Origin of the sequence: Halomonas alkalicola (assembly GCF_030704205.1) — a bacterium.
Taxonomy (GTDB): Bacteria; Pseudomonadota; Gammaproteobacteria; order Pseudomonadales; family Halomonadaceae; genus Halomonas; species Halomonas alkalicola.
Genome location: NZ_CP131913.1, coordinates 3,569,582 through 3,589,734, shown reverse-complemented (window position 1 = coordinate 3,589,734; position 20,153 = coordinate 3,569,582). Strand labels below are relative to the sequence as shown.

Genomic DNA, 20,153 nt, shown 5'->3' with positions numbered 1-20,153 from the left:
CCGATAAGGACATCGTTTTGCTGGATCTTCCCCCTTCCCTGCTCTGGCCGCTGGCGGCCTTCGTCGGCCTGTGCCTGGGCAGCTTCCTCAACGTGGTGATCGTGCGCCTGCCGGTGATGCTGATGCTGGGCTGGCGGGCCGAGGCCCGCGAGGCGCTGGAGCTGCCGAGTGAGACGCAGCCGGAATTCAACCTGGCCACGCCGCGCTCGATGTGCCCGAGCTGCGAGACCCCCATCGCCTGGCACGACAACCTCCCGGTGGTGGGCTGGCTAAAGCGCCGCGGACGCTGCGCGAACTGCGATGCGGCCATCAGCCCCCAGTATCCGCTGGTGGAGCTGGCCGGCGGGGCGCTCGCGCTTGCGGTAGTGGCGCTGTTCGGGCCGAGCTGGCAGGGGCTCTTCGTGCTGGGGGCGTGCCTTGCACTGCTGGCCATGGCGGTGATCGACCTGCGCACCCAGCTGCTGCCGGACCTGCTCACCCTGCCGCTGCTGTGGGCGGGGCTCGCCTACCAGCTGCTGTTCCAGCCGCTGCTGCTTTCGAGCGCGGTGATCGGCGCCATGGCGGGGTATCTCGTGCTGTGGAGCTTCTACTGGGCGTTCAAGCTGATCACCGGCAAGGAGGGCATGGGCTACGGCGACTTCAAGCTGCTCGCGGCGCTGGGCGCCTGGATGGGCTGGCAATATCTGCCGCTGCTGCTGATCCTCTCCGCGGGGATCGGCGCCATCATCGGCATCCTGGTGCAGCTGGCGGTGCCGCGGCTGCGCGCCGCCCCCATGCCCTTCGGGCCCTATCTGGCCCTGGCGGGCTGGGTGGCGCTGCTGGCCGGGGAGCCGCTGATGGCGGCCTATGGAAGGTTCTTCCTGCTCTGACCCCTACATCCCCCTGGGGGCGAAGATGCCGGGGGCGTTGCGCCAGTAGCCCTTGTAGTCCATGCCGAAACCGAAGACGTAGCGGTCGGCGACCTCGAGGCTGCAGTAGTCGGCCTTGAGGTCCGGCACCGCCTTGCGGTCGTGCCGCTTGTCGACCAGCACCGCGGTGGAGATGCTGGCGGCGCCGGCCTCGCGGCAGTAGTCGAGGATGGCGGCCAGGGTGGCGCCCTCATCGAGGATATCGTCGACGATCACCACGTGGCGGCCGGCCATGGGCACCTCCGGGGAGACGCGCCAGAACAGCTCGCCGCCACGGGTGCCGCCGCGGTAGCGGGTGGCGTGCAGATAGTCCACCTCCAGCGGGAAGCCGAGGCGCGGCAGCAGGTGGCCGGTGGTGATCAGGCCGCCGTTCATCACGCAGTAGAAGACCGGCAGCTTCTCGCCCAGGTCGCGGGTGATCTCGTCGGCCATGCGGTCCAGGGCGCGCTCCACGGCCTCCTGGGTGATCAGGCAGTCGGCGTTGTCCATCACCTCGCGCATGTCGGCGAGGGACTGGTGAAAATCGGCATCGAGTTTGGGCATTGCGGTGGCTCGTGGTCGAAGGGTGTCGGAAATTGAAACTTGAACTCAGGCCAGGGCCTCGAGGTGGGCGTGGACTCGGCGCCAGCGGGAGAGCGCGGTGAGGCTTGCAAGCGCCGGGCGGGCGCGGGCGTAGCGCAGCCGGGTGAGGCGGCTGGCCCCCGGTCGCTCGCGGCATGCCTCGATGACCTCCAGCGCCGCGGCGCGGTCGTTGCAGACCAGCAGCATGTCGCAGCCGGCGTCCAGGGCGGCCTGCGCCCGCTCGGCGGGGCTGCCGGCGCTGGCGGCGCCGGCCATGCTCAGGTCGTCGGAGAAGATCACGCCCTTGAAGCCGAGGCTCTGGCGCAGCATGCCGAGCCAGGCCGGCGAGAAGCCGGCGGGGCGCGGGTCGAAGGCGGAGTAGACCACGTGCGCCGGCATCACGCCGTCGAGGCGGCCGGCGAGACGAGAAAAGGGCACGAGGTCGCGCTCGCGCAGGGCCTCGAGCGGGCGCGGGTCCACGGGCAGCTCCAGGTGGGAGTCCGCGGCCACGCCGCCGTGGCCGGGGAAGTGCTTGCCCACGGCGACCATGCCGGCCTCGTGGAGGCCATCGACGAAGGCGCCGGCCAGGGCGGCGACGACCTCGGGGTCGGCGGAGAGGCTGCGGTCGCCGATCACCGTGGAGGTGCCGTCGTCGACGTCGAGCACCGGGGCGAAGCTGAGATCCAGCCCGCAGGCGGCCATCTCCATGCCCAGCAGCCAGCCAGCGTCCTGGCAGAGCCGCCGGGTGACCTCGGGATGCTCGCCGAAGCCCGCGCCCAGGCGCGCCATGGCCGGCAGCCGGGTGACCCCCTGGCGCAGCCGCTGCACGCGGCCGCCCTCCTGGTCGATGGCCAGCAGGAGCTCCGGGCGCACCGCGCGGATGGCGCGGGAGAGCGCGCAGACCTGCTCGGCCGATTCGGTATTGCGGGCGAAGAGGATCACCCCGCCCACCTCGGGGCGCGCCAGCAGCTTTCGCTCCTCTGCGGTGAGGGCGGTGCCTTCCAGGTCAAGCATCACCGGACCGAGCTGGGTCATGTTCGCTTCCTTGGCTTCTTGCAAGCAGAGATTCTTCGCAGACAGACGTGAAAGGGGCCAGATTCTAGGGCAAAGCTGGCAGGAGTGACAGATTCGCCACAGCCGCCAGCCTCACGAGGCAATTCCGGCGAGATGGCCGGCCGTTCAGGCCTGGTCTGCCTGGTCTGCCTGCTCTACCTGGCCTACCTGGGGCGCCGGCAGCGGGGCCTGCATGGCGGCCACCACCACCGGGCGCAGGCGCCGGATCAGCTCGCGCACCGTCACATGCTCACCATAATCCTTCTCGGCGATATCGCGCAGGGCGTCAAGGCCGGAAAGGGTGAAGATCACGGTGCCGAGCACGAAGTGCAGGCGCCAGAAGCGCTCGGCGTCGGGGAGCCCGGGGGTGGCCTGGCGCACCAGCTCGGTGAAACGGGTGAAGACGCTGCCGTACTCCTCCTGAATATAGCGGCGCAGGTGGCCCTGGGCCTGGCTGTAGGCGAGCCCCAGCAAGCGCATGAAGACCTTGAGGCTGTTGCGCTCGGCGGGCACCTCCAGCACGCTGCGCGCCATGGTCTCGAGCAGCTCCTCGAGGGGGATCACCTCGTCGCCGTAGCGCGCCTGGAGCTCGTCCAGAGCGCGGTGGAAGCGCTCGGTGAAGGGATCGAGGTAGCGGGAGAACACCGCCTGGATCAGCGACTTCTTGGAGCCGAAGTGGTAGTTCACCGCGGCCAGGTTGACCCTGGCCTTGCTGGTGATGGTGCGCAGCGAGGTCTCGGCGAAGCCGCGCTCGGCGAACAGCACCTCGGCAGTATCGAGGATGCGGGTGACGGTGTCGGTCTGGGCCATCGGAGGAGTCCCGGTAATAAACGGCTGTTTCAAACGTGGTGGAATTGTACGCCAGCCGCGGGCTTGCGCTCAATGCCACCAGACCGAGCCGTTTTAAACAGTCTGTTCTATCGACTGTTCTATCGACAGCATCGACAGCATCGACAGCACCGGACGCGCGCACCATCCGAATTACTGGATGGAACAACATGCTGTATACTTGATCACTGACGCATTCACCCAGTCGCCGCTTTCCGCTTCGGAGGTCGCATGGCACGCCCCCTCACCCAGCGCCAGCAGAACGTCTATGACTTCATCGTCAAGACCATTCAGGAGCTCGGCTATCCCCCCACCCGGGCCGAGATCGCCCGGGCCCTGGGCTTCCGCTCGCCCAACGCCGCCGAGGAGCACCTGCGCGCCCTCGAGAAGAAAGGCGCCATCCGCATGATCGCCGGCACCTCCCGAGGCATCCGCCTGCCCGCCCAGGAGCAGGAGGCCGCCGCCGAGGGCGATGCCCCCCAGCAGGGGCTGCCGATCATCGGCGAGGTGGCCGCGGGCAGCCCGATACTGGCCGCCGAGCATATCGACCGCTACTGCCCCCTACCCCCGGAGTACTTCACTCCCCGGGCCGACTACCTGCTGCGGGTGCGCGGCCTCTCCATGAAGGATGTCGGCATCCTGGAGGGCGACCTACTCGCCGTGCACCGCACCGAGAAGGTGCGCGACGGTCAGATCGTGGTGGCGCGCCTGGAGGAAGAGGTGACGGTCAAACGCTTCTCGCGTCGCGGCCACGTGGTCACCCTGACCGCCGAGAACCCCGAGTTCGCCCCCATCGAGGTGGACCTGCGCCATCAGGCGCTGGAGATCGAGGGTATCGGCGTAGGCGTGATCCGCGGCGGCAGCGGCCAGGCGCTGGGCTAGGCACTTACCGAGCCCGTGCCGTGAGAAAGATCCTCCACGCCGACTGCGACTGCTTCTTCGCAGCGGTGGAGATGCGCGACAACCCGGCCCTTGCCGAGGTGCCGCTGGCCATCGGCGGCAGCCCCGAGCGGCGCGGGGTGATCGCCACCTGCAACTACCCCGCCCGGGCCTTCGGCATCCACTCGGCGATGCCCACCGCCCGGGCACTGCGCCTCTGTCCCCACCTCACCCTGCTGCCCGGCAGCTTCGACAAGTACCGCGAGGTGTCGCGACAGATCCAGGCGATCTTCCACGAGCTCACCCCCCTGGTGGAGCCCCTCTCCCTGGACGAGGCCTTCCTCGATGTCAGCGCGGTGGAGCGCTTCTCCGGCAGCGCCACCTGGATGGCCCGCTGGCTCAAGCAGGAGTGCCTGGCGCGCACCGGCATCACCCTATCGGTGGGGGTGGCCCCCAACAAGTTCCTGGCCAAGATCGCCAGCGACTGGGAGAAGCCCGACGGCCTCACGGTGATCACCCCGGAGCGCCTGGAAGCCTTCCTCGCCGCCCTGCCGGTGAAGAAGCTCCACGGGGTGGGCCCCGCCACCGGGGCGCGCCTGGAGGCCATGGGCATCACCACCTGCGCAGCCCTGCGCGAGGTGCCGCTGGAGCGGCTGCTGGAGGCCTTCGGCAAGTTCGGCAAGCGGCTCTTCGAGCTCGCACGGGGCATCGACGAGCGCCCGGTACGCCTGGAGCGCGAGCGCAAGTCGATCAGCGTGGAGACCACCTTCGCCCGGGACCTGCCGGATCTCGCCAGCTGCCGCGAGGCCCTGGCACCGCTCTGCGAGCGCCTCGAGGAGCGCCTGGCCCGCCACGGCCACCCGCCGCTGGCCGGGCTGGTGGTAAAGGTGCGCTTCGACGATTTCGGCCTGACCACCCTGGAGAGCCGCGGCCTGACCCCCTCCCCCGCCAGCTACCAGGGCCTGCTTGAGCAGGCCTGGGAGCGCCGCCGCCGCCCCGTGCGCCTGCTCGGCGTCGGCGCCCGCCTGCTGCCGGAGGCCGAGCGGCGCCAGCTGGTGCTGAGTCTCTAGCACGAGGCAAGGCCATCGCGCGGGATCTGCGCGCCTGCTGTCGCGCTGGTGGCGCTGGGGGCTACTTCGTATCGATATAGCGATGGTCGTTGAAGGTGGCGACCCAGCTCGGGTGGTAGACCAGCAGGATCGCCATCAGCATGCCGGTGATGAAGGCCTCGGAGGGCATCAGCAGCGGCAGGAAGCGGGCGTACTCCATGGCCTGATAGAGGGCGTGGGCGTCGTCGGCACCGAGCATCATCAGCCCCACGGCCACGAGCCCCGCGGCCAGCGTGGAGAGGGCGGCGCCGAAGAAGCCGCAGACAAACAGGAAGACCATCAGGTTGTCGGGCAGGCGGCGGTCTACCAGGCGCCAAATCAGCACCGTGACCAGCGCAGGCATGACGCCGGTGACCAGCAGGTTGACGCCGAGCAGCGGCCAGTCGACGCGGCCGGTGACCACCGCCGCGAGGTTGACGATCAGGATCGTGACCAGCGCCAGCGGGGCCTTGAAGACCAGGGTGAGCAGCGCGGTGAACATCAGGTGCAGGGAGAGCCACTCCACCGCCTGGGCGCGCAGCTGCCACATCAGCAGCACCGCCACGCTGGCGGCTAGCCAGCGGTGCTGCAGGGCAGTGTCGGCCAGCAGCGCACGCCAGGGGCGCTGGGCCAGCGCCAGCCCGTAGAGCACGAGCGACACCAGCGCACAGAGCACCAGCAGCCAGCAGCCAGGGGCGAGCACCGCTTGGGAGAAGGACATGGAGCGCCTCTCGTCGACCCGCGTCTCGCCCGATCAGGCGAAGACGACGGTCTTGTTGCCGTGGATCAGCACGCGATCCTCCAGGTGCCAGCGCAGCCCGCGGGCCAGCACCGCCTTCTCCACGTCGCGGCCGAAGCGCACCAGGTCGCCGGGGGTGTGGCAGTGGCTGACGCGGTGGATGTCCTGCTCGATGATGGGGCCGGCATCGAGCTCCTCGGTGACGTAGTGACAGGTGGCGCCGATCAGCTTCACGCCGCGCTCGTAGGCCTGGTGGTAGGGCTTGGCGCCGGCGAAGGAGGGCAGGAAGCTGTGGTGGATATTGATCACCCGCCCGGCGTAGCGTTCACAGATCGACGGCGGCAGGATCTGCATGTAGCGGGCCAGCACCACGCAGTCGGCGCGCACGTCATCCACCAGGCGCACCACCTCGTCGAAGGCGGCCTGCTTCTGGTCGGGCTGCACCGGCACGTGGTGGTAGGGAATGCCGTGCCACTCCACCAGACCGCGCATGGTCTCGTGGTTGGAGATCACCGCGGCGATGTCGCAGTCGAGCTCGCCGGCGGTCCAGCGGTAGAGCAGGTCCACCAGGCAGTGGGACTCCTTCGAGACCATCAGCACCATCCGGGGGCGGTTGCGGGTGTCGGTGAGCGCCCAGGTCATATCGAATTCGTCGGCGATGGGGGCGAAGGCCTCGCGCAGCGCCTCGGGGGGCATGCCGATGGAGTCGGCCAGGATCTCGTAGCGCATGAAGAAGCGCCCGGTCTCGAGGTCCGAGTGCTGGCTCGCCTCGGTGATGGAGCCGCCGTGGCCGGCGATGAATCCGGAGACCCGGGAGACGATGCCCCCGCGGTCTGGGCAGGAGACCACCAGGCGGTAGTAGTGTGACATGGCGTGCCTCTGGTTTGGCGTTGGGCTTGGGCTGTAATCGGGGTGCGACAGTGTAGCGAAAACAGCACCTTCCGGCATCTAGCGACTTCGTTCGGTGCTGTCCCGGGGATAGCTCCCCTCGGGGGCGCTGTGAATACATCCCTGTACGCTACCGATGCCATCCCTGGCATAGGACCCCCTCGGTGAGCTATCCCCGGCGCACCTAACGCCGCTGCATGTTTCCCTCGACCGCCCTGGCCCCGTCACTCGCTGGCTACCGCCGGCCCTGCGCGTCGTTGTGGCTGCCCCGGGCCTTCCCGTATAGTGAAACAACACTTTCCGAGCCCGCGCCTGCCGATGCCACAGCCCAGAGTCCAGATTCGCCCCCGCCGCCGCCCTCCCCTGCATTTCCTGCCGCTGGGCGGCTGCGGCGAGATCGGCATGAACCTGAGTCTCTATGGTTTTGGAGAGAGGGGTTTTGGCGAGAGGGGCCCCGAGGACGAGTGGATCGCGGTGGACTGCGGCATGATGATCCGCCAGGACCTTCCCGACAGCCCGCTGCAGGTGCCCAACCTCGATACCCTCACCGCCCTCGGCATCCGCCCCCGGGCGCTGATCATCACCCACGGCCACGAGGACCATATCGGCGCGGCCGCCTGGCTATGGCCGAAGTGGGGCTGCCCCATCCACGCCACCCCGCTGGCCGCCGGCCTGCTGCGCGCCAAGTTCATCGAGCGGGGCCTGGCCACCGATGCCATCCGGGTCATCGAGCCCGGCGAGGCGCTGGAGTGCGGCCCCTTCACCCTGCGCTACCTGCCGCTGACCCACTCGATCCCCGAGAGCTGCGCCCTCTTGCTGGCCGCCGGCGAGCACCGCGTACTGCATACCGGCGACTGGAAGCTCGACCCCGAGCCGCTGATCGGAAAGCCCATGTCGGCGGCTACCTTCCGCGCCATCGCGCCGGTGGACCTCGTCGTCGGCGACTCCACCAATGCCCCCATGCCGGGCCACTCGCGCAGCGAGGGCGAGGTGGCCCGGGCGCTCGAGCACACCATCGCCCGCTGCGAGGGGCGCGTGGTGGTCTCCTGCTTCGCCAGCAACCTGGCACGGGTGCTGGCCATCGGCCACGCCGCCCAGCGCAACGGTCGCCGGGTGAGCCTGATGGGGCGCTCCATGGAGCGCATGGTGGCGGTGGCCCGCGGCCTCGGCTACCTGGACGACTTCCCGCCCCTGGTGCCCGTCTCGGACCTCGGCTACCTGCCCCCCAACGAGGTGCTGGTGATCGCCACCGGCAGCCAGGGCGAGCCCCGGGCGGCGCTCAGCCGCCTGGCCCGCGGCCGCCACCACGCCATGGAGCTCGGCGCGGGGGACAGCGTGATCTTCTCGGCCAAGGCGATTCCCGGCAACGAGCTCCTGATCGAGCGGCTCAAGAGCGGCCTCAAGCGCCTGGGGGTGACCCTGCTCGACGAGTTCAGCCACCCGGAGCTGCACGCCTCGGGCCACCCTGCCCAGGAGGAGCTGCGCACCTTCTACGGTTGGGTGAAGCCGCGCCACCTGCTGCCGGTGCACGGCGAGCCCCGCCACCAGCAGGCCCATCGGGAACTGGCCGAGCCGCTGGGCATCCAGGCGCCGCTGATCCCCCTCAACGGCGACCTGATCCGCCTGGACGCCGAGGGGCTCTCCCTGGTGTCCCGCCACCCACAGCCCCCCTGCATCGTCAGCCAGAACGCCGTGGCCCCGCTGCCCGGCCTGGCCGGCCCGAACCAGGGACCGCGCCACGGCAGCCTCTATCTCGCGCTGTCGGTGACTGCCACCGGCGAGGGGGGCTGGACGCGCATCGGCCGGCTGATGCTGGACGCCAGCCAGGCCAGCCCCATCGACGAGGAGGCCTTCACCGACTGGCTGGATGAGACCCTGGAGACACTGACGGGGGATACCCTGGCGGAGCTTCGCCTCGCCCTGCAGCCGCGCCTGATGGGCTGGTTCGCGGACCACCTGCGCCGCCTGCCGGAGATTCACCTGCAGATACTGGCCGTGGAGGCGCCCTCCGCCAGCGAGCTGGGGTAGGTAACACGCCAATCACCGGGCTGCCAAAGAGGAAAAGAAAGCCGCTCATTGAGCGGCTTTTTTGCATCTGGCTGTCAGGCCCTACTCACGCCTTGGTGGCGTTCTTCGGCGGACGGCCGCGTTTGCGACGCGGCGGCTCGAGCACCAGGTCATCGACGGAGAGGCCCGCCTCGCTGATGGCCTCGAGGATCTCGGAGCGCTTGCGCTCCTTCTGGAGTTCCTCCTCCTGGCGCTGGCGCTCCTCATCCTTCTTCTGCTCGATCACCTCGACAATCACCTCGGAGAGCTTGTGCAGCTGCTCCATGCTGAGCTGACGAGCGGCGGCGCGAGCGACGTTCTTGTTGCGAGCGATGCGCTCCAGGGATTCGCTGGACATGGGTCCCCTCCTGAACCGGAATAAAACGAGACGGGTTGTGCGTGTGTGTAGAGGAAAAGTATATGCATGATGGGTGGATTGGCAAGGAAAGCCGCACGCTCACATCGAGAAAAACGGGCAATAAATGCCCGCCCTGGTCGGCCATAGGCCGGCGAAAAAAGGCCGTAAAGGCGGCCAGGCAGGAGGCGTCAGCCGCCGGTCATGTTCATGAAGCGCACCACCTGGACGTCGCCGTCGGTGGTGAAGTGGTGGCGCTCGGGCTTGAGGGGCATGGCCGCCACGATGGCCCGCTTGAGGGCATCGATATTGCCCGGGTGGGCGCGCAGCACGCGGCGCAGGTCCACCGAGTGCTCGTTGCCGAGACAGAGCAGCAGCCGCCCCTCCACGGTGACCCGAACGCGGTTGCAGGTGGCGCAGAAATTGTGGCTGTGGGGGGAGATGAAGCCCACCCGGCTCTCGCTGTCGGCCATGCGGAAATAGCGCGAGGGGCCGAGGGTGCTCTCGGTGGTGGGGGTCAGCGGGTAGCGGGCCTCGATCAGCGCCTGGACCTCGTCGCTGGAGCAGTAGGTCTCGTCGCGGCGGTGGTCGGAGACATCGCCCAGGGGCATCTCCTCGATAAAGCTGATATCGAGCCCCTCATCGCGGGCGAAGGCCACCAGGTCGACCACTTCGTCGTCGTTGCGCCCCTTGAGGATCACCGCATTGAGCTTGATGCGCGAAAAGCCGGCCTCCCGGGCGGCGCGGATGCCCTCGATGACCCGGGCGAGGTCGCCGGTGCGGGTGAGCGCCCGGAAGCGCTCGGGGTCCAGCGAGTCCAGGCTGATATTGAGCCGGGTCAGGCCCGCCTCGCGCAGCCGCCCGGCGAGCTTCGGCAGGCTCGCGCCGTTGGTGGTCATGGCGAAGTCCCTGAGCCCCGGCAGCGCGCCGATCTGGGCCACCAGCTGGTCGATGTCGCGCCTCACCAGGGGTTCGCCCCCGGTGAGGCGCACCTTCTCCACCCCGAGCTCCACGAAGGCGCGCGCCACCAGGGCGAGCTCCTCCAGGGTCAGCACCTGGGCGCGAGGCAGGAAGGTCATCTCCTCGCTCATGCAGTAGACGCAGCGAAAATCGCAGCGGTCGGTGACCGAGATGCGCACGTAGCGTACGCGCCTGCCGAAGTCGTCGATCAGTGCCTGGGGCAGCGTTGTCATTGTCGTCCCTCATGCGTGTCGCGCGAATCAGGTCGTCCAGCGGCCGGCATCCTCGTGGTCGGAGTGGCGCTCCGAGACCCAGTAGTCGCCGTCGCTGGCGTGCTCCTTCTTCCAGAAGGGGGCGCGGGTCTTGAGGTAGTCCATGATGAAATCACAGGCCTCGAAGGCCGCCCGTCGATGGGCGCTGGCCACCGCTACCAACACGATAGGGTCTCCGGGGGCCAGGCGTCCAATCCGGTGGATCACACGCACCCCGTCAAGCGGCCAGCGGCTCCGCGCCTCGTCGACGATAGCCGTGAGGGCCGCCTCGGTCATGCCGGGATAGTGCTCGAGGGTCAGGGCGGTGACCTCCGGGCGCTCGTTGAAGTCGCGCACCAGGCCGGTGAAGCAGACCACCGCTCCGATATCGGTGCGCCCGGCGAGCAACGCGTGCTGTTCGACGCCCGCATCGAAGGGGGCCTCCTGCACGCGAATCATCTGGGCTGGGTTCATCGTTCAGCCTCCGGTGACGGGGGGGAAGAAGGCCACCTCGTCCTCATCGGTGAGGGGGGTATCATCGCCGGCCATCACCTGGTTCACCGCGCAGAGCACCCGCCCCTCATTGAGGCCGGCGAAGCGCGCATCAAGCGTCGTGAGGGCCGCCTTGAGGCCTGCGACATCGGCCCGCGGCAGGTCGGTGAGCGGCACGGAAATCTCGCCCACGCCGAGGCGCTCGCGCAGCTCCGCCAGGCACTTGACGCGGATGCAGGGGGCGGCGATATCGCAGCGGCTGCCCAGCGCCACCTGGCCGCTGTGCCCCTCGCCGGTGACGATGGGGCCCTCGGCGCCGGTGACTACGGCGCCCTCTCCCGCCCCCTCGCCCAGGGCCTGCCCACGGCGATAGTCGCCGGACTTGCCGCCGGTCTTGGTGTCGAGGCGGATGGCATCGATCTCCATGCCCTTGTCCACCGCCTTGCACATGTCGTAGAGAGTCAGGCAGGCCACCGAGACGGCGGTGAGGGCCTCCATCTCTACCCCGGTGCGGCCGTTGAGCCGGCAGGTGGCGGAGACCTCCACGCAGCTCTCGGCCTCGTTGAGGGTGAAGTCGATGGCCACCTTCGACAGCGCCAGGGCATGGCAGAGCGGGATCAGCTCGTGGGTGCGCTTGGCGGCCTGGATGCCGGCGATGCGGGCGGTGGCCAGCACGTCGCCCTTGGGCAGGCCGCCCTCGGCGAGCAGTGCCAGGGTCTCGGGCAGCATGCGAATACGGCCGGAGGCGGTGGCCTCCCGGCGGCTCTCCGGCTTGTCGGCGACGTCGACCATATGGGCCTCGCCGCGGGCGTTGAGATGGGTCAGTGACATGGTCGATGCCTCATGGAAAACGGAACAGGGGTTGGATGGTCACCGCCTCGCCGGCGGCCACGGCGGCGCGCTCGGCGGCGATCTCGATCAGGCAGTTGGCCTGGACCATGGAGGAGAGGATGCCGGAGCCCTGGGCGCCGGTGACGGCGACTCGCAGCCGCCCGTCGGCGTCGCAGCGGTAGACGCCGCGCAGCAGGTCGACGCGCCCGACGCGACTGGCGAGCGCATGGTCGGCCAGGGCCGTGAGTCGCTCAGGGTCAGCGGCCGCGCTGCCCTGCCGCTGACCCTGCAGCTGACCCTGCAACCTGGCCAGCAGCGGGGCGGCGAACTCGCGGAAGGTGACCATGGCCGCCACCGGGTTGCCGGGCAGGCCCAGGAAGGGCACGCCCCGGGGGCCGAGGCGCCCGCAGGCCAGGGGGCGGCCTGGTCGGATGGCGATCTTCCAGAAGCCGAGCTCGCCCTGCTCGGCGAGCGCCGCCCGGGTGTGGTCGGCGTCGCCCACCGAGACGCCGCCACTGGTGATCACCAGGTCCGCCTCATCGGCGGCCCGGGCAAGGGCGGCGGCGATGGCGTCGCGGTCGTCGGGCAGGATGCCGAGGTCGAGCACCTCGGCGCCGTGCTCGGCGGCCAGCGCCATCAGGCTGAAGCGGTTGGCGTCAAAGATGCCCGCCGCGGGCAGCGGCTGGCCGGGGGCGGTGACCTCATCGCCGGTGGAGAAGAGCGCCACCCGCGGGCGGCGATGCACCGCCACCTCGGCGAGCCCCAGCGAGGCCAGCAGGCCGAGCTCGGCGGCGGCCAGGCGGGTGCCGGCGGCCAGCGCCAGGGCGCCGCGGGCGATATCCTCGCCGGCGCGGCGCACGTTCTGGCCTCGCCGGACCCGCTCGGGCTGATCGACGATGGCCCAGCGGGTGCCATCGGCGCCCTGCTCGTCCGCCAGCTGCTCGCGCATGATCACGGTGTCGGCGCCGGGGGGCAGCGGCGCGCCGGTGGTGATGCCGGCGCACTCGCCGGGGGCCAGGGGTCCGGCGGGCGCCTGGCCGGCGTGGAGCTCGACGACCCGGCGAAAGCGTGTCACGGGGGCGCAATCCTCGCCGGGCGCGGCGGGCCAGGCCAGGGCGATGCCGTCCATGGCGGAGTTGGTGTTCTGGGGCACCGCGATGGGCGAGACGGCGTCCTCGGCCAGCACCCGGCCGTGGGCCAGCGCCAGGGGGACGATCTCGGCGGGCAGCGGCCCCGCTACCAGGGCGAGCACCGCCGCCCGGGCCTCCTCCACGGCCAGCATGCGCTCGCCCAGTTCGAAGCAGGAGAGGGTCATGGCGCGGCGACTCCCCGGGCCGTGGCCGGGGCGCGGGGCCGGCGCTCCGCGGGCCAGCGCGCCGGCCAGGCGGCGATCCAGTCGGCCAGGGCGGCGAGGTCGTTGAGATCCAGGGCCTCGACGCCCTCAGGCAGCGTCAGGGGCGCATCCGAGGCCACCGCCCTCACCCAGGGGTCCTCGGCCACCCGCAGGGGCTTGCCCAGGGCCGGGCGGTGCAGTTCGAGCTTGGGCAGCGGCCATGCCTTGAAGCCCTCCACCAGCACCAGGTCCGGCGCCTGGGTGGCCACCAGCGCCACCAGCCTTGCCAGGTCGGGCTCCTGCTGGCCGGGGGTCTCCATCATCAGCGCCAGGCGCTCCCGGGAGGCCACCAGCATGGGGGCGGCACCGGCCTGGCGCAGACGGTGACTGTCCTTGCCGGGCTGGTCGACGTCGAAGGTGTGGTGGGCGTGCTTGATCACCGCGACGCGCAGGCCGCGCTCGGCCAGGCGCGGCAGCAGGGCCTCGAGCAGGGTGGTCTTGCCGGTGCCGCTCCACGCCGCGATGCCGAGCAGCGGCATCGCGGCGTCCAGCGGCAGCGGCGCAGCGCTCGGTATCGGGTTGGGGTCGTCAGTCGCACTCATGGGTCGGGGCTCACCAGGCTGGCTTCCAGGCGCTGCTTCTCATCCTCGGTATTGAGGTTGGCGAAGGCCGCCGGGCAGTCGGAGAAGTCGACGCGGCGCCAGGCGTGGCGCGCGTACCAGCGGTCGATCTTGCGCTCGCCGCCGGCCAGCGCCGCGGCGAGGTCATCGGCCAGTGCCGTGCGGGTCAGCGCCACCACCGGGTGCAGGCGTTCGCCGTCGCAGGCCACGGCAATATCGGCATCGCCCAGGCCCGCCACCAGGCGCGCCACCAGCTCCTCGGGCAGCGCAGGGGTGTCGCAGGGCACCACCACCAGCCAGGGGGTGGCAGCGGCGCGCAGCCCGCTGTAGATGCCCATCAGCGGGCCCTGGAAGCCGCCCTCGGCGTCCTCGATGACGCGATCCCCCAGGACGGCGTACTCCGCCTGGCTGCGGTTGGCGTTGATCAGCACCTCGGCGACCCGGCCGGCCAGGCGCTCGCGCACATGGGCCACCAGGGGGCGGCCGTGGAAGGCCACCAGCCCCTTGTCCACGCCGCCCATACGGCGCCCCTGGCCGCCGGCCAGGATCAGCCCGGTGAGTTCGTTTGGCGTCATCTTGGCCCCTCCTGTGGTCTGCCCCCATGATGCCTGAGCCGGCCACCGGGTGCCACGCTGCGCCGCCGCGTAACCCCTTGTCGTGACACGGGTCAAGCGGCCGAGCGGCCAGGGCTCAGGCGGTCAAGGTGAGACGGCGGGCTTGGCCTCCCGGCTCGCGCGGCGCCTCGGGCTTGCCAGGATGCGCCGCAGCACCCGCCAGGCGGCCAGTCCGGCCAGCAGGTTGCCTGCCGCGGCGCCGGCGGCGAGCCCCGGCAGGCCGCCGAGGTAGGCCCCCAGCCACAGGCAGGGCAGGTAGAAGAGGAACAGTCGGGCGGCGGACATCAGCATGGCACGCAGCGGCCAGCCCAGGGCGTTGCCGGCGGAGACCACGATCATGCACACCCCCAGCGCCGCGTAGCTGGGCAGCAGGAAGCGGATCAGGGTGGCGAGGTCGTCGCGCACCTCGGGGTTGCCGGAGAGCGCCAGCGCCACCCAGGGGGCGGCCAGGGCCATGAGCAGGCCAAGCCCCAGTTGCCACACCACGATCACCCTGAGCGCCAGGCGCAACAGGCGGTGCACCTGGTCCCAGTCGCCGGCGCCGTAGCAGCGCCCAAGCCACGGCGGCAGCGACATGGTCATGGCCAGCACCACCATCAGCGAGAGGGTCTCCAGGCGGCTGGCCAGGCCCCAGGCCGCCACCGCGGCCTCGCCGAGGCTGGCCACCGCCGTGATGGCCAGCATGGCAGCCAGCGGCGGCATCAGCTGGCTGACCATGGCGGGGCCGGCAATGCCGGCGAAGGGGCGCGCCGACTCGCGCATCTCCTGGCCCAGCCCCTCGCGGGAGAGCCAGTCGGTATGGCCAAGGTGCCGCCCCAGCACCGCAAGGCCCACGCCGAAGGCGGCCACCGTGGCCCAGGCCGCCCCGGGCAGCCCCAGCCCCTCCCAGGGGCCGATGCCGAAGATCAGCAGCGGGGCCAGCACCAGGTTGACCAGGCTGGTGACCACCATCAGGGTGCCCGGCAGGCGGGTATTGCCGTGCGCGCGGAACAGGCTGTAGCCGAAGTAGAGCGCCGCCCCCAGCCAGGCGGCCAGCAGCTGCGGCGCCCAGTAGCCGCGGATCAGCTCGCGGGTGGCCGCATCGGCCCCCAGCAGGCGGAACACCGGCGCCTGGATCGCCCACAGCAACAGCGCCAGCAGAGCGATGGTGGCGGTGCCGATCAGCAGCACCAGGCTGCCCAGCCGCCTGGCGCGGGCCTCCTGGCCGGCGCCCAGGGCCCGGGAGATCAGCGCAGCGATGGCGATGCCGAGCCCCACCTGGATGCCGATGATCAGGAAGGAGAGCGGAAAGGTGAAGGACTGGGCGGCCAGCGGCGCGGTGCCCAGGCGGGCGATGAAGGCGCTGTCCACCAGCTGGAAGCCGAGCAGCGCCAGCACGCCGATGGCCATGGGCCAGGTCTGCCGCCACAGGGTCACGCCCAGGGCGGGGGTCTTGTCGGATCGTTGCGTCACGACCGCTCCATGGTGGTTCAGGGGGAGGCCATTCTAGCCGGCCAAGCAAAGGCAGACACCCCCGGGGTTGCCGGGGGTGTCTGGGGCTATCGAGTCGAACTGCGCTGGGCCTTACTGGCGCACGCCCTCGAAGGTGACGTAGAGCTCGAGCTCATGCATCACTTCCGGGAAAGCGCTCATGTCGATGCCGAAGTCGCCCAGGGTCAGCATGGTGCTGCCCTCGAAGCCGGCGCGGTAGCTGCCCCAGGGGTCCTCGCCCTCGCCCATCAGGGTCACCGGCATCTCGATCTCGCGGGTCTCGCCCTTGAGGGTGAGCTCGCCGGTCAAGGTGCCTTCGTTCTCGCCGCTCGGCTCGAAGCCGGTGGAGACGAAGGTGGCGGTCGGATAGGTGCCGGCGCTGAGGAAGTCGTCGGAGAGGAAGTGACGGTCACGCTCGGCGTGGTTAGTGTTCAGGCTGGTCACGTCCACTTCCATCTCGACGCTGGACGCCTCGAGGTTGTCCGCGTCGTAGTGGAACTGGCCGGTGAAGGACTCGAAGTTGCCGAGGATGTAGGAGTAGCCGAGATGGTTGATCTTGAACTGGACGAAGGCGTGCTGGCCTTCGGTATCCACCACGTAGTCGGCGGCCTGGACCTGGCTTGCGCCCACCAGGGCAACGGCACCGAAGGCGGCGGCGAGGGCGGTCTTCTTGAACATGGTCACTCTCCTTGTCGTTTGACGATCTGTCTTGCGGGGTTGAACGCGGCTCAGCGGCGACGGGAACGCGCCGGGTTGAGCATGCGGGTCAGGGTATCCTGACGATCCAGGAAATGATGCTTGAAGGCGGCCAGCACGTGGCCCGCGGCCAGTACCATCAGCGCCACGGCGGCGTACCAGTGGATCTCGCCGGCGATGGTCTCCTGGTTGGGCAGGCGGCTGATCAGCGCCGGCACCTCGAACCAGTCGAACACGCTGATGCCGCGGCCGCGCGCGGTGGAGATCAGGTAGCCGCTGACCAGCACCACCAGCAGCAGCACATAGATCAGCACGTGGCCCAGATGGGCGGCCAGGCGCTCGAGCCGGCCGCCGTGGGCCGCCGGCGTGGGGTTCATGAAGCGCCAGGCGAGGCGCAGCAGGGTGGCGAACAGCAGCAGCATGCCTATGGAGCGATGCCACCAGGGGGCGAGGTTGTACCAGGCATCGAAATACCCGAGCCCGGTCATCCACCAGCCCAGCGCGAAGAGGCCCACGATGGTCACGGCGCTGAGCCAGTGCAGGGTGATGCTGACGATGCCCCAGCCGGTACGGGTATTGCGCCACATGGCGTGGTGTCCTCGTGCCTAGTCGAAAGTCGTACCAGCTTACCGCAGTGCATCATCAGCATCCGCTGAAAAAAGCCGAACCAACCGTTCGAAAGAACCGTCAGGGAAGCGCTTATCTGGCGAGGGCTTCCAGCAGCAGCTCGGCCGTCGGCGCGCTGGAGGCCGGGTTCTGGCAGGCGGCCAGGGTGCCACGTGCGGCATGGCTCAGGCCAGGGCGTCGAGGCCCCGGGCGAGGTCGGCGCGGATATCGTCGATCGCCTCCAGCCCCACGGCGACGCGGATCAGCCCCTCCGCGATGCCGGCGGCAGCCTTCTGCTCCGGCGAGAGCCGGGCATGGGTGGTGGTGGCCGGGTGGGTGATGGTGGTCTTCACATCCCCCAGGTTGCCGGTGATGGAGAGCAGCCGGGTGGCGTCGATCACCGACCAGGCCGCCTCGCGGCCGCCCCTGACTTCAAAGCCCAGCACCGCGCCGAAACCCTGCTGCTGGCGGGCGGCCAGGGCGTGCTGCGGGTGGCTGGCGAGACCGCTGTAGTGGACCCGCGCCACCGCCGGGTGCGCCTCGAGCCACTCGGCCAGGGCCTGGGCGTTCTCGCAGTGGGCCTTCATGCGCAGGGCCAGGGTCTCGAGCCCCTTGGTGAAGATCCAGGCGTTGAAGGGGCTCAGGCAGGGGCCGCAGGTGCGCACCACCCCGAACACCTCCTCGAGCTCGGCCTCGCGCCCCACCACGGGGCCGCCGATCGCCCTGCCCTGCCCGTCCAGGTACTTGGTGGCGGAGTGGATCACCAGGTCGGCGCCGAGGTCCAGGGGGCGCTGCAGGGCCGGGGTCAGGAAGCAGTTGTCGATGGCGAGCAGCGCATCGTGGCGATGGGCGATCTCGGCGAGCGCCGCGATATCGACCAGCTCGGAGAGCGGATTCGACGGCGTCTCGGCGAACAGCAGCTTCGTGGCCGGCGTCATCGCCGCCTCCCAGGCGGCGAGGTCGGCGAGCTCCACGTAGCGGGTGGTGATGCCGAGCTTGCCCAGGTACTTGTCGAACAGGCTCACCGTGGAGCCGAACAGCGAGCGCGAGGCGACGATCTCGTCCCCGGCCGACAGCAGCGCCAGGGCGGTGGAGAGGATCGCGGCCATGCCGGAGCTGGTGGCCACACAGCGCTCGCCGCCCTCCAGCGCCGCCAGGCGCTGCTCGAAGGTGCGCACCGTGGGGTTGGTGAAACGCGAGTAGATGTTGCCCGGGACGTCGCCGGCGAACTTGGCCGCCGCCTCGGCCGCGCTCTCGTAGACGAAGCTCGAGGTCGGGAAGATCGGCTCGGCGTGCTCCTGCTCATGGGTGCGCTCGTGACCGGCGCGGATGGCCAGGGTCGCCAGCGCCCACTCCTCCTCGGGAGATGCGTGCGGATCCATGGGGGCCTCAGTCATCGATGTCGTCCTGGTTGTGCACGCCGACCAGGGCGTGGTCGCCGGCACTCTGCTGCTGCTTGGCATCGTCGCTGCGCGAGGCCTCGAGGTCGGCCAGGTAGGCGGAGTCGATATCGCCGGTGACGTAGTTGCCGTCGAACACCGAGCAGTCGAAGGCGTCGAGGTTGGGGTTCACCTCGCGACAGGCGGTCTTCAGGTCCTCGAGGTCCTGGTAGAAGATGCGGTCGGCGCCGATCAGCTCGCCCACCTCGGCCTCGCTGCGCCCGTGGGCGATCAGCTCGCTGGCCGCCGGCATGTCGATACCGTAGACGTTGGGGTAGCGCACCGGCGGCGCGGCGGAGGCGAAGTAGACCTTGTTGGCGCCGGCCTCCCGGGCCATCTGGATGATCTGCTTGCAGGTGGTGCCGCGCACGATGGAGTCGTCCACCAGCAGCACGTTCTTGCCCTCGAACTCCACGCCGATGGCGTTGAGCTTCTGGCGCACCGACTTCTTGCGCTGGGTCTGGCCGGGCATGATGAAGGTGCGCCCGATGTAGCGGTTCTTCATGAAGCCCTCGCGGTAGGTCACCCCCAGGTGCTGGGCGAGCTCCAGGGCGGAGGTGCGCGAGGTGTCGGGGATCGGGATCACCACGTCGATGTCGTGCTCCGGCCACTCGCTCTGGATGCGGTCGCCGAGCTTGCGGCCCATCTCCATGCGGGTGCCGTAGACATAGGCGCCGTCGAGGATGGAGTCAGGGCGCGCCAGGTAGACGTGCTCGAAGATGCAGGGCGCCAGCATCGGATGATCGGCGCACTGTTGGGTGTGGATCTGGCCCGCCATGTCGACGAAGATCGCCTCGCCCGGGTCCAGGTCGCGGTGCAGCTCGAAGCCGCCGACGTCCAGCGCCACCGACTCGGAGGCGATCATCACCTCCTGGCCCTGTCCCTCGTCGCGGGTGCCGAAGACTACCGGGCGGATGCCGTTGGGGTCGCGGAAGGCCACCAGGCCCACGCCGTTGATGATCGCCACCGCGGCGTAGCCGCCCTTGCAGCGACGGTGGACCCGACGCACGGCATCGAAGATGTCACCGGGCGCCAGGTGCAGGCCCTGCTTGCCCAGCTCGTGGGCGAAGACGTTGAGCAGCACCTCGGAGTCGGAACTGGTGTTGATATGGCGCAGGTCCGAGGTGAACAGCTCCTGCTTGAGCTGATCGGAGTTGGTGAGGTTGCCGTTGTGGGCCAGGGCAATGCCGTAGGGGGAGTTGACGTAGAACGGCTGCGACTCCGCCTCGCTGGAGGAGCCGGCGGTGGGATAGCGCACGTGGCCGATGCCCAGGTTGCCCTTGAGGCGGGCCATGTGGCGGGTATGGAAGACGTCCCGCACCAGCCCGTTGCTCTTGCGCAGCAGGAAGCGGCCGTCATGCCAGGTCATCATGCCGGCGGCGTCCTGTCCGCGATGCTGAAGCACCGTCAGGGCGTCATAGATGCCCTGGTTCACCGCCTGCTTGGCCAGAAGGCCCACGATACCGCACATTCCACCTTACCTCGCTTGCCTGGAG

The 20,153-nt window shown here is 69.9% G+C and carries 21 protein-coding genes; 4 read left to right on the top strand and 17 right to left on the bottom strand.

Features of this window, described 5'->3' with window-relative positions; all coding sequences use genetic code 11:
- The first annotated feature begins 20 nt into the window (after positions 1-20).
- A complete protein-coding gene (locus tag B6N23_RS16880) occupies positions 21-869 on the top strand; it encodes a prepilin peptidase (protein WP_305503882.1) in 849 nt (282 codons plus the stop codon).
- Positions 870-872: 3 nt separating this feature from the next.
- Here the strand turns inward: B6N23_RS16880 and B6N23_RS16875 are convergent, their stop codons facing one another.
- The 3 genes from B6N23_RS16875 to B6N23_RS16865 all read right to left on the bottom strand — a co-directional run bounded on the left by B6N23_RS16875 (position 873) and on the right by B6N23_RS16865 (position 3,332).
- Positions 873-1,451 carry a hypoxanthine-guanine phosphoribosyltransferase gene (locus B6N23_RS16875; protein ID WP_305500937.1) on the bottom strand — a complete coding sequence of 193 codons (579 nt, stop codon included), beginning with the start codon at positions 1,449-1,451 and terminating at the stop codon, positions 873-875.
- 45 nt (positions 1,452-1,496) lie between these two features.
- Positions 1,497-2,504, bottom strand: a complete 1,008-nt coding sequence (gene nagZ / locus B6N23_RS16870; protein WP_305500933.1) for a beta-N-acetylhexosaminidase — start codon at positions 2,502-2,504, stop codon at positions 1,497-1,499.
- 144 nt (positions 2,505-2,648) lie between these two features.
- Positions 2,649-3,332: a TetR/AcrR family transcriptional regulator gene (locus B6N23_RS16865; RefSeq protein ID WP_305500930.1), complete on the bottom strand. Its 684-nt coding sequence runs from the start codon at positions 3,330-3,332 to the stop codon at positions 2,649-2,651.
- 249 nt (positions 3,333-3,581) lie between these two features.
- Here B6N23_RS16865 and lexA point away from each other — a divergent pair, with 249 nt between their 5' ends.
- On the top strand, positions 3,582-4,232 hold the full coding sequence (gene lexA / locus B6N23_RS16860) for a transcriptional repressor LexA (RefSeq protein ID WP_305500928.1): 651 nt from the start codon (positions 3,582-3,584) through the stop codon (positions 4,230-4,232).
- 20 nt (positions 4,233-4,252) lie between these two features.
- Positions 4,253-5,299, top strand: coding sequence for a DNA polymerase IV (dinB, locus tag B6N23_RS16855; RefSeq protein WP_305500926.1), 1,047 nt, complete (start codon positions 4,253-4,255; stop codon positions 5,297-5,299).
- A 61-nt stretch (positions 5,300-5,360) separates the two neighbouring features.
- Here dinB and B6N23_RS16850 read toward each other — a convergent pair whose 3' ends face one another.
- Complete coding sequence (locus B6N23_RS16850; protein ID WP_305500924.1) at positions 5,361-6,038, bottom strand: energy-coupling factor ABC transporter permease; 678 nt, start codon at positions 6,036-6,038, stop codon at positions 5,361-5,363.
- Positions 6,039-6,071: 33 nt separating this feature from the next.
- The gene (gene purU, locus B6N23_RS16845) at positions 6,072-6,926 is read right to left on the bottom strand and encodes a formyltetrahydrofolate deformylase (RefSeq protein ID WP_305500922.1); all 855 of its coding nucleotides are present in this window, start codon (positions 6,924-6,926) and stop codon (positions 6,072-6,074) included.
- Positions 6,927-7,346: 420 nt separating this feature from the next.
- On the opposite strand from purU, the gene B6N23_RS16840 reads away from it, so the two are divergent.
- Complete coding sequence (locus B6N23_RS16840; RefSeq protein WP_305503880.1) at positions 7,347-8,972, top strand: ribonuclease J; 1,626 nt, start codon at positions 7,347-7,349, stop codon at positions 8,970-8,972.
- 85 nt (positions 8,973-9,057) lie between these two features.
- Here the strand turns inward: B6N23_RS16840 and B6N23_RS16835 are convergent, their stop codons facing one another.
- The 12 genes from B6N23_RS16835 to purF form a co-directional block, all read right to left on the bottom strand.
- Positions 9,058-9,348, bottom strand: a complete 291-nt coding sequence (locus B6N23_RS16835; protein ID WP_119020355.1) for an H-NS family histone-like protein — start codon at positions 9,346-9,348, stop codon at positions 9,058-9,060.
- Positions 9,349-9,536: 188 nt separating this feature from the next.
- Entirely contained in the window at positions 9,537-10,529 is a 993-nt protein-coding gene (gene moaA, locus B6N23_RS16830; RefSeq protein ID WP_305503878.1) for a GTP 3',8-cyclase MoaA, read from the bottom strand.
- A 36-nt stretch (positions 10,530-10,565) separates the two neighbouring features.
- On the bottom strand, positions 10,566-11,015 hold the full coding sequence (moaE, locus tag B6N23_RS16825) for a molybdopterin synthase catalytic subunit MoaE (protein ID WP_305503876.1): 450 nt from the start codon (positions 11,013-11,015) through the stop codon (positions 10,566-10,568).
- Positions 11,016-11,033: 18 nt separating this feature from the next.
- Complete coding sequence (gene moaC / locus B6N23_RS16820; RefSeq protein ID WP_305500919.1) at positions 11,034-11,879, bottom strand: cyclic pyranopterin monophosphate synthase MoaC; 846 nt, start codon at positions 11,877-11,879, stop codon at positions 11,034-11,036.
- A gap of 10 nt (positions 11,880-11,889) precedes the next feature.
- Positions 11,890-13,194 (bottom strand): molybdopterin molybdotransferase MoeA, encoded by a 1,305-nt coding sequence (gene moeA, locus B6N23_RS16815; protein WP_305500917.1) that lies wholly within the window; start codon positions 13,192-13,194, stop codon positions 11,890-11,892.
- A complete protein-coding gene (gene mobB / locus B6N23_RS16810; protein ID WP_305500915.1) occupies positions 13,191-13,814 on the bottom strand; it encodes a molybdopterin-guanine dinucleotide biosynthesis protein B in 624 nt (207 codons plus the stop codon). Before mobB ends, moeA begins: the two co-directional genes overlap by 4 nt.
- On the bottom strand, positions 13,811-14,407 hold the full coding sequence (mobA, locus tag B6N23_RS16805) for a molybdenum cofactor guanylyltransferase MobA (RefSeq protein WP_305500913.1): 597 nt from the start codon (positions 14,405-14,407) through the stop codon (positions 13,811-13,813). Before mobA ends, mobB begins: the two co-directional genes overlap by 4 nt.
- Before the next feature lie 123 nt (positions 14,408-14,530).
- Positions 14,531-15,835: an MATE family efflux transporter gene (locus B6N23_RS16800; RefSeq protein WP_305503874.1), complete on the bottom strand. Its 1,305-nt coding sequence runs from the start codon at positions 15,833-15,835 to the stop codon at positions 14,531-14,533.
- A 174-nt stretch (positions 15,836-16,009) separates the two neighbouring features.
- A complete protein-coding gene (locus B6N23_RS16795) occupies positions 16,010-16,594 on the bottom strand; it encodes a YceI family protein (RefSeq protein ID WP_305500911.1) in 585 nt (194 codons plus the stop codon).
- A gap of 50 nt (positions 16,595-16,644) precedes the next feature.
- Positions 16,645-17,199, bottom strand: coding sequence for a cytochrome b (locus tag B6N23_RS16790; RefSeq protein ID WP_305500908.1), 555 nt, complete (start codon positions 17,197-17,199; stop codon positions 16,645-16,647).
- 204 nt (positions 17,200-17,403) lie between these two features.
- Positions 17,404-18,615 (bottom strand): O-succinylhomoserine sulfhydrylase, encoded by a 1,212-nt coding sequence (locus B6N23_RS16785; RefSeq protein WP_305500906.1) that lies wholly within the window; start codon positions 18,613-18,615, stop codon positions 17,404-17,406.
- Positions 18,608-20,128, bottom strand: a complete 1,521-nt coding sequence (gene purF / locus B6N23_RS16780) for an amidophosphoribosyltransferase (RefSeq protein ID WP_305500903.1) — start codon at positions 20,126-20,128, stop codon at positions 18,608-18,610. The genes B6N23_RS16785 and purF overlap by 8 nt, the downstream gene beginning before the upstream one ends.
- Between the last annotated feature and the right edge of the window lie 25 nt (positions 20,129-20,153).

Coding starts and splice junctions, on each gene's coding strand:
- B6N23_RS16875 (WP_305500937.1), bottom strand. CDS start 1,451: ATGCCCAAACTCGATGCCGATTTTCACCAGTCCCTCGCCGACATGCGC.
- nagZ (WP_305500933.1), bottom strand. CDS start 2,504: ATGACCCAGCTCGGTCCGGTGATGCTTGACCTGGAAGGCACCGCCCTC.
- B6N23_RS16865 (WP_305500930.1), bottom strand. CDS start 3,332: ATGGCCCAGACCGACACCGTCACCCGCATCCTCGATACTGCCGAGGTG.
- lexA (WP_305500928.1), top strand. CDS start 3,582: ATGGCACGCCCCCTCACCCAGCGCCAGCAGAACGTCTATGACTTCATC.
- B6N23_RS16850 (WP_305500924.1), bottom strand. CDS start 6,038: ATGTCCTTCTCCCAAGCGGTGCTCGCCCCTGGCTGCTGGCTGCTGGTG.
- purU (WP_305500922.1), bottom strand. CDS start 6,926: ATGTCACACTACTACCGCCTGGTGGTCTCCTGCCCAGACCGCGGGGGC.
- B6N23_RS16840 (WP_305503880.1), top strand. CDS start 7,347: ATGAACCTGAGTCTCTATGGTTTTGGAGAGAGGGGTTTTGGCGAGAGG.
- B6N23_RS16835 (WP_119020355.1), bottom strand. CDS start 9,348: ATGTCCAGCGAATCCCTGGAGCGCATCGCTCGCAACAAGAACGTCGCT.
- moaE (WP_305503876.1), bottom strand. CDS start 11,015: ATGATTCGCGTGCAGGAGGCCCCCTTCGATGCGGGCGTCGAACAGCAC.
- moaC (WP_305500919.1), bottom strand. CDS start 11,879: ATGTCACTGACCCATCTCAACGCCCGCGGCGAGGCCCATATGGTCGAC.
- moeA (WP_305500917.1), bottom strand. CDS start 13,194: ATGACCCTCTCCTGCTTCGAACTGGGCGAGCGCATGCTGGCCGTGGAG.
- mobB (WP_305500915.1), bottom strand. CDS start 13,814: ATGAGTGCGACTGACGACCCCAACCCGATACCGAGCGCTGCGCCGCTG.
- mobA (WP_305500913.1), bottom strand. CDS start 14,407: ATGACGCCAAACGAACTCACCGGGCTGATCCTGGCCGGCGGCCAGGGG.
- B6N23_RS16800 (WP_305503874.1), bottom strand. CDS start 15,835: ATGGCCATCGGCGTGCTGGCGCTGCTCGGCTTCCAGCTGGTGGACAGC.
- B6N23_RS16795 (WP_305500911.1), bottom strand. CDS start 16,594: ATGTTCAAGAAGACCGCCCTCGCCGCCGCCTTCGGTGCCGTTGCCCTG.
- B6N23_RS16790 (WP_305500908.1), bottom strand. CDS start 17,199: ATGTGGCGCAATACCCGTACCGGCTGGGGCATCGTCAGCATCACCCTG.
- B6N23_RS16785 (WP_305500906.1), bottom strand. CDS start 18,615: ATGACTGAGGCCCCCATGGATCCGCACGCATCTCCCGAGGAGGAGTGG.
- purF (WP_305500903.1), bottom strand. CDS start 20,128: ATGTGCGGTATCGTGGGCCTTCTGGCCAAGCAGGCGGTGAACCAGGGC.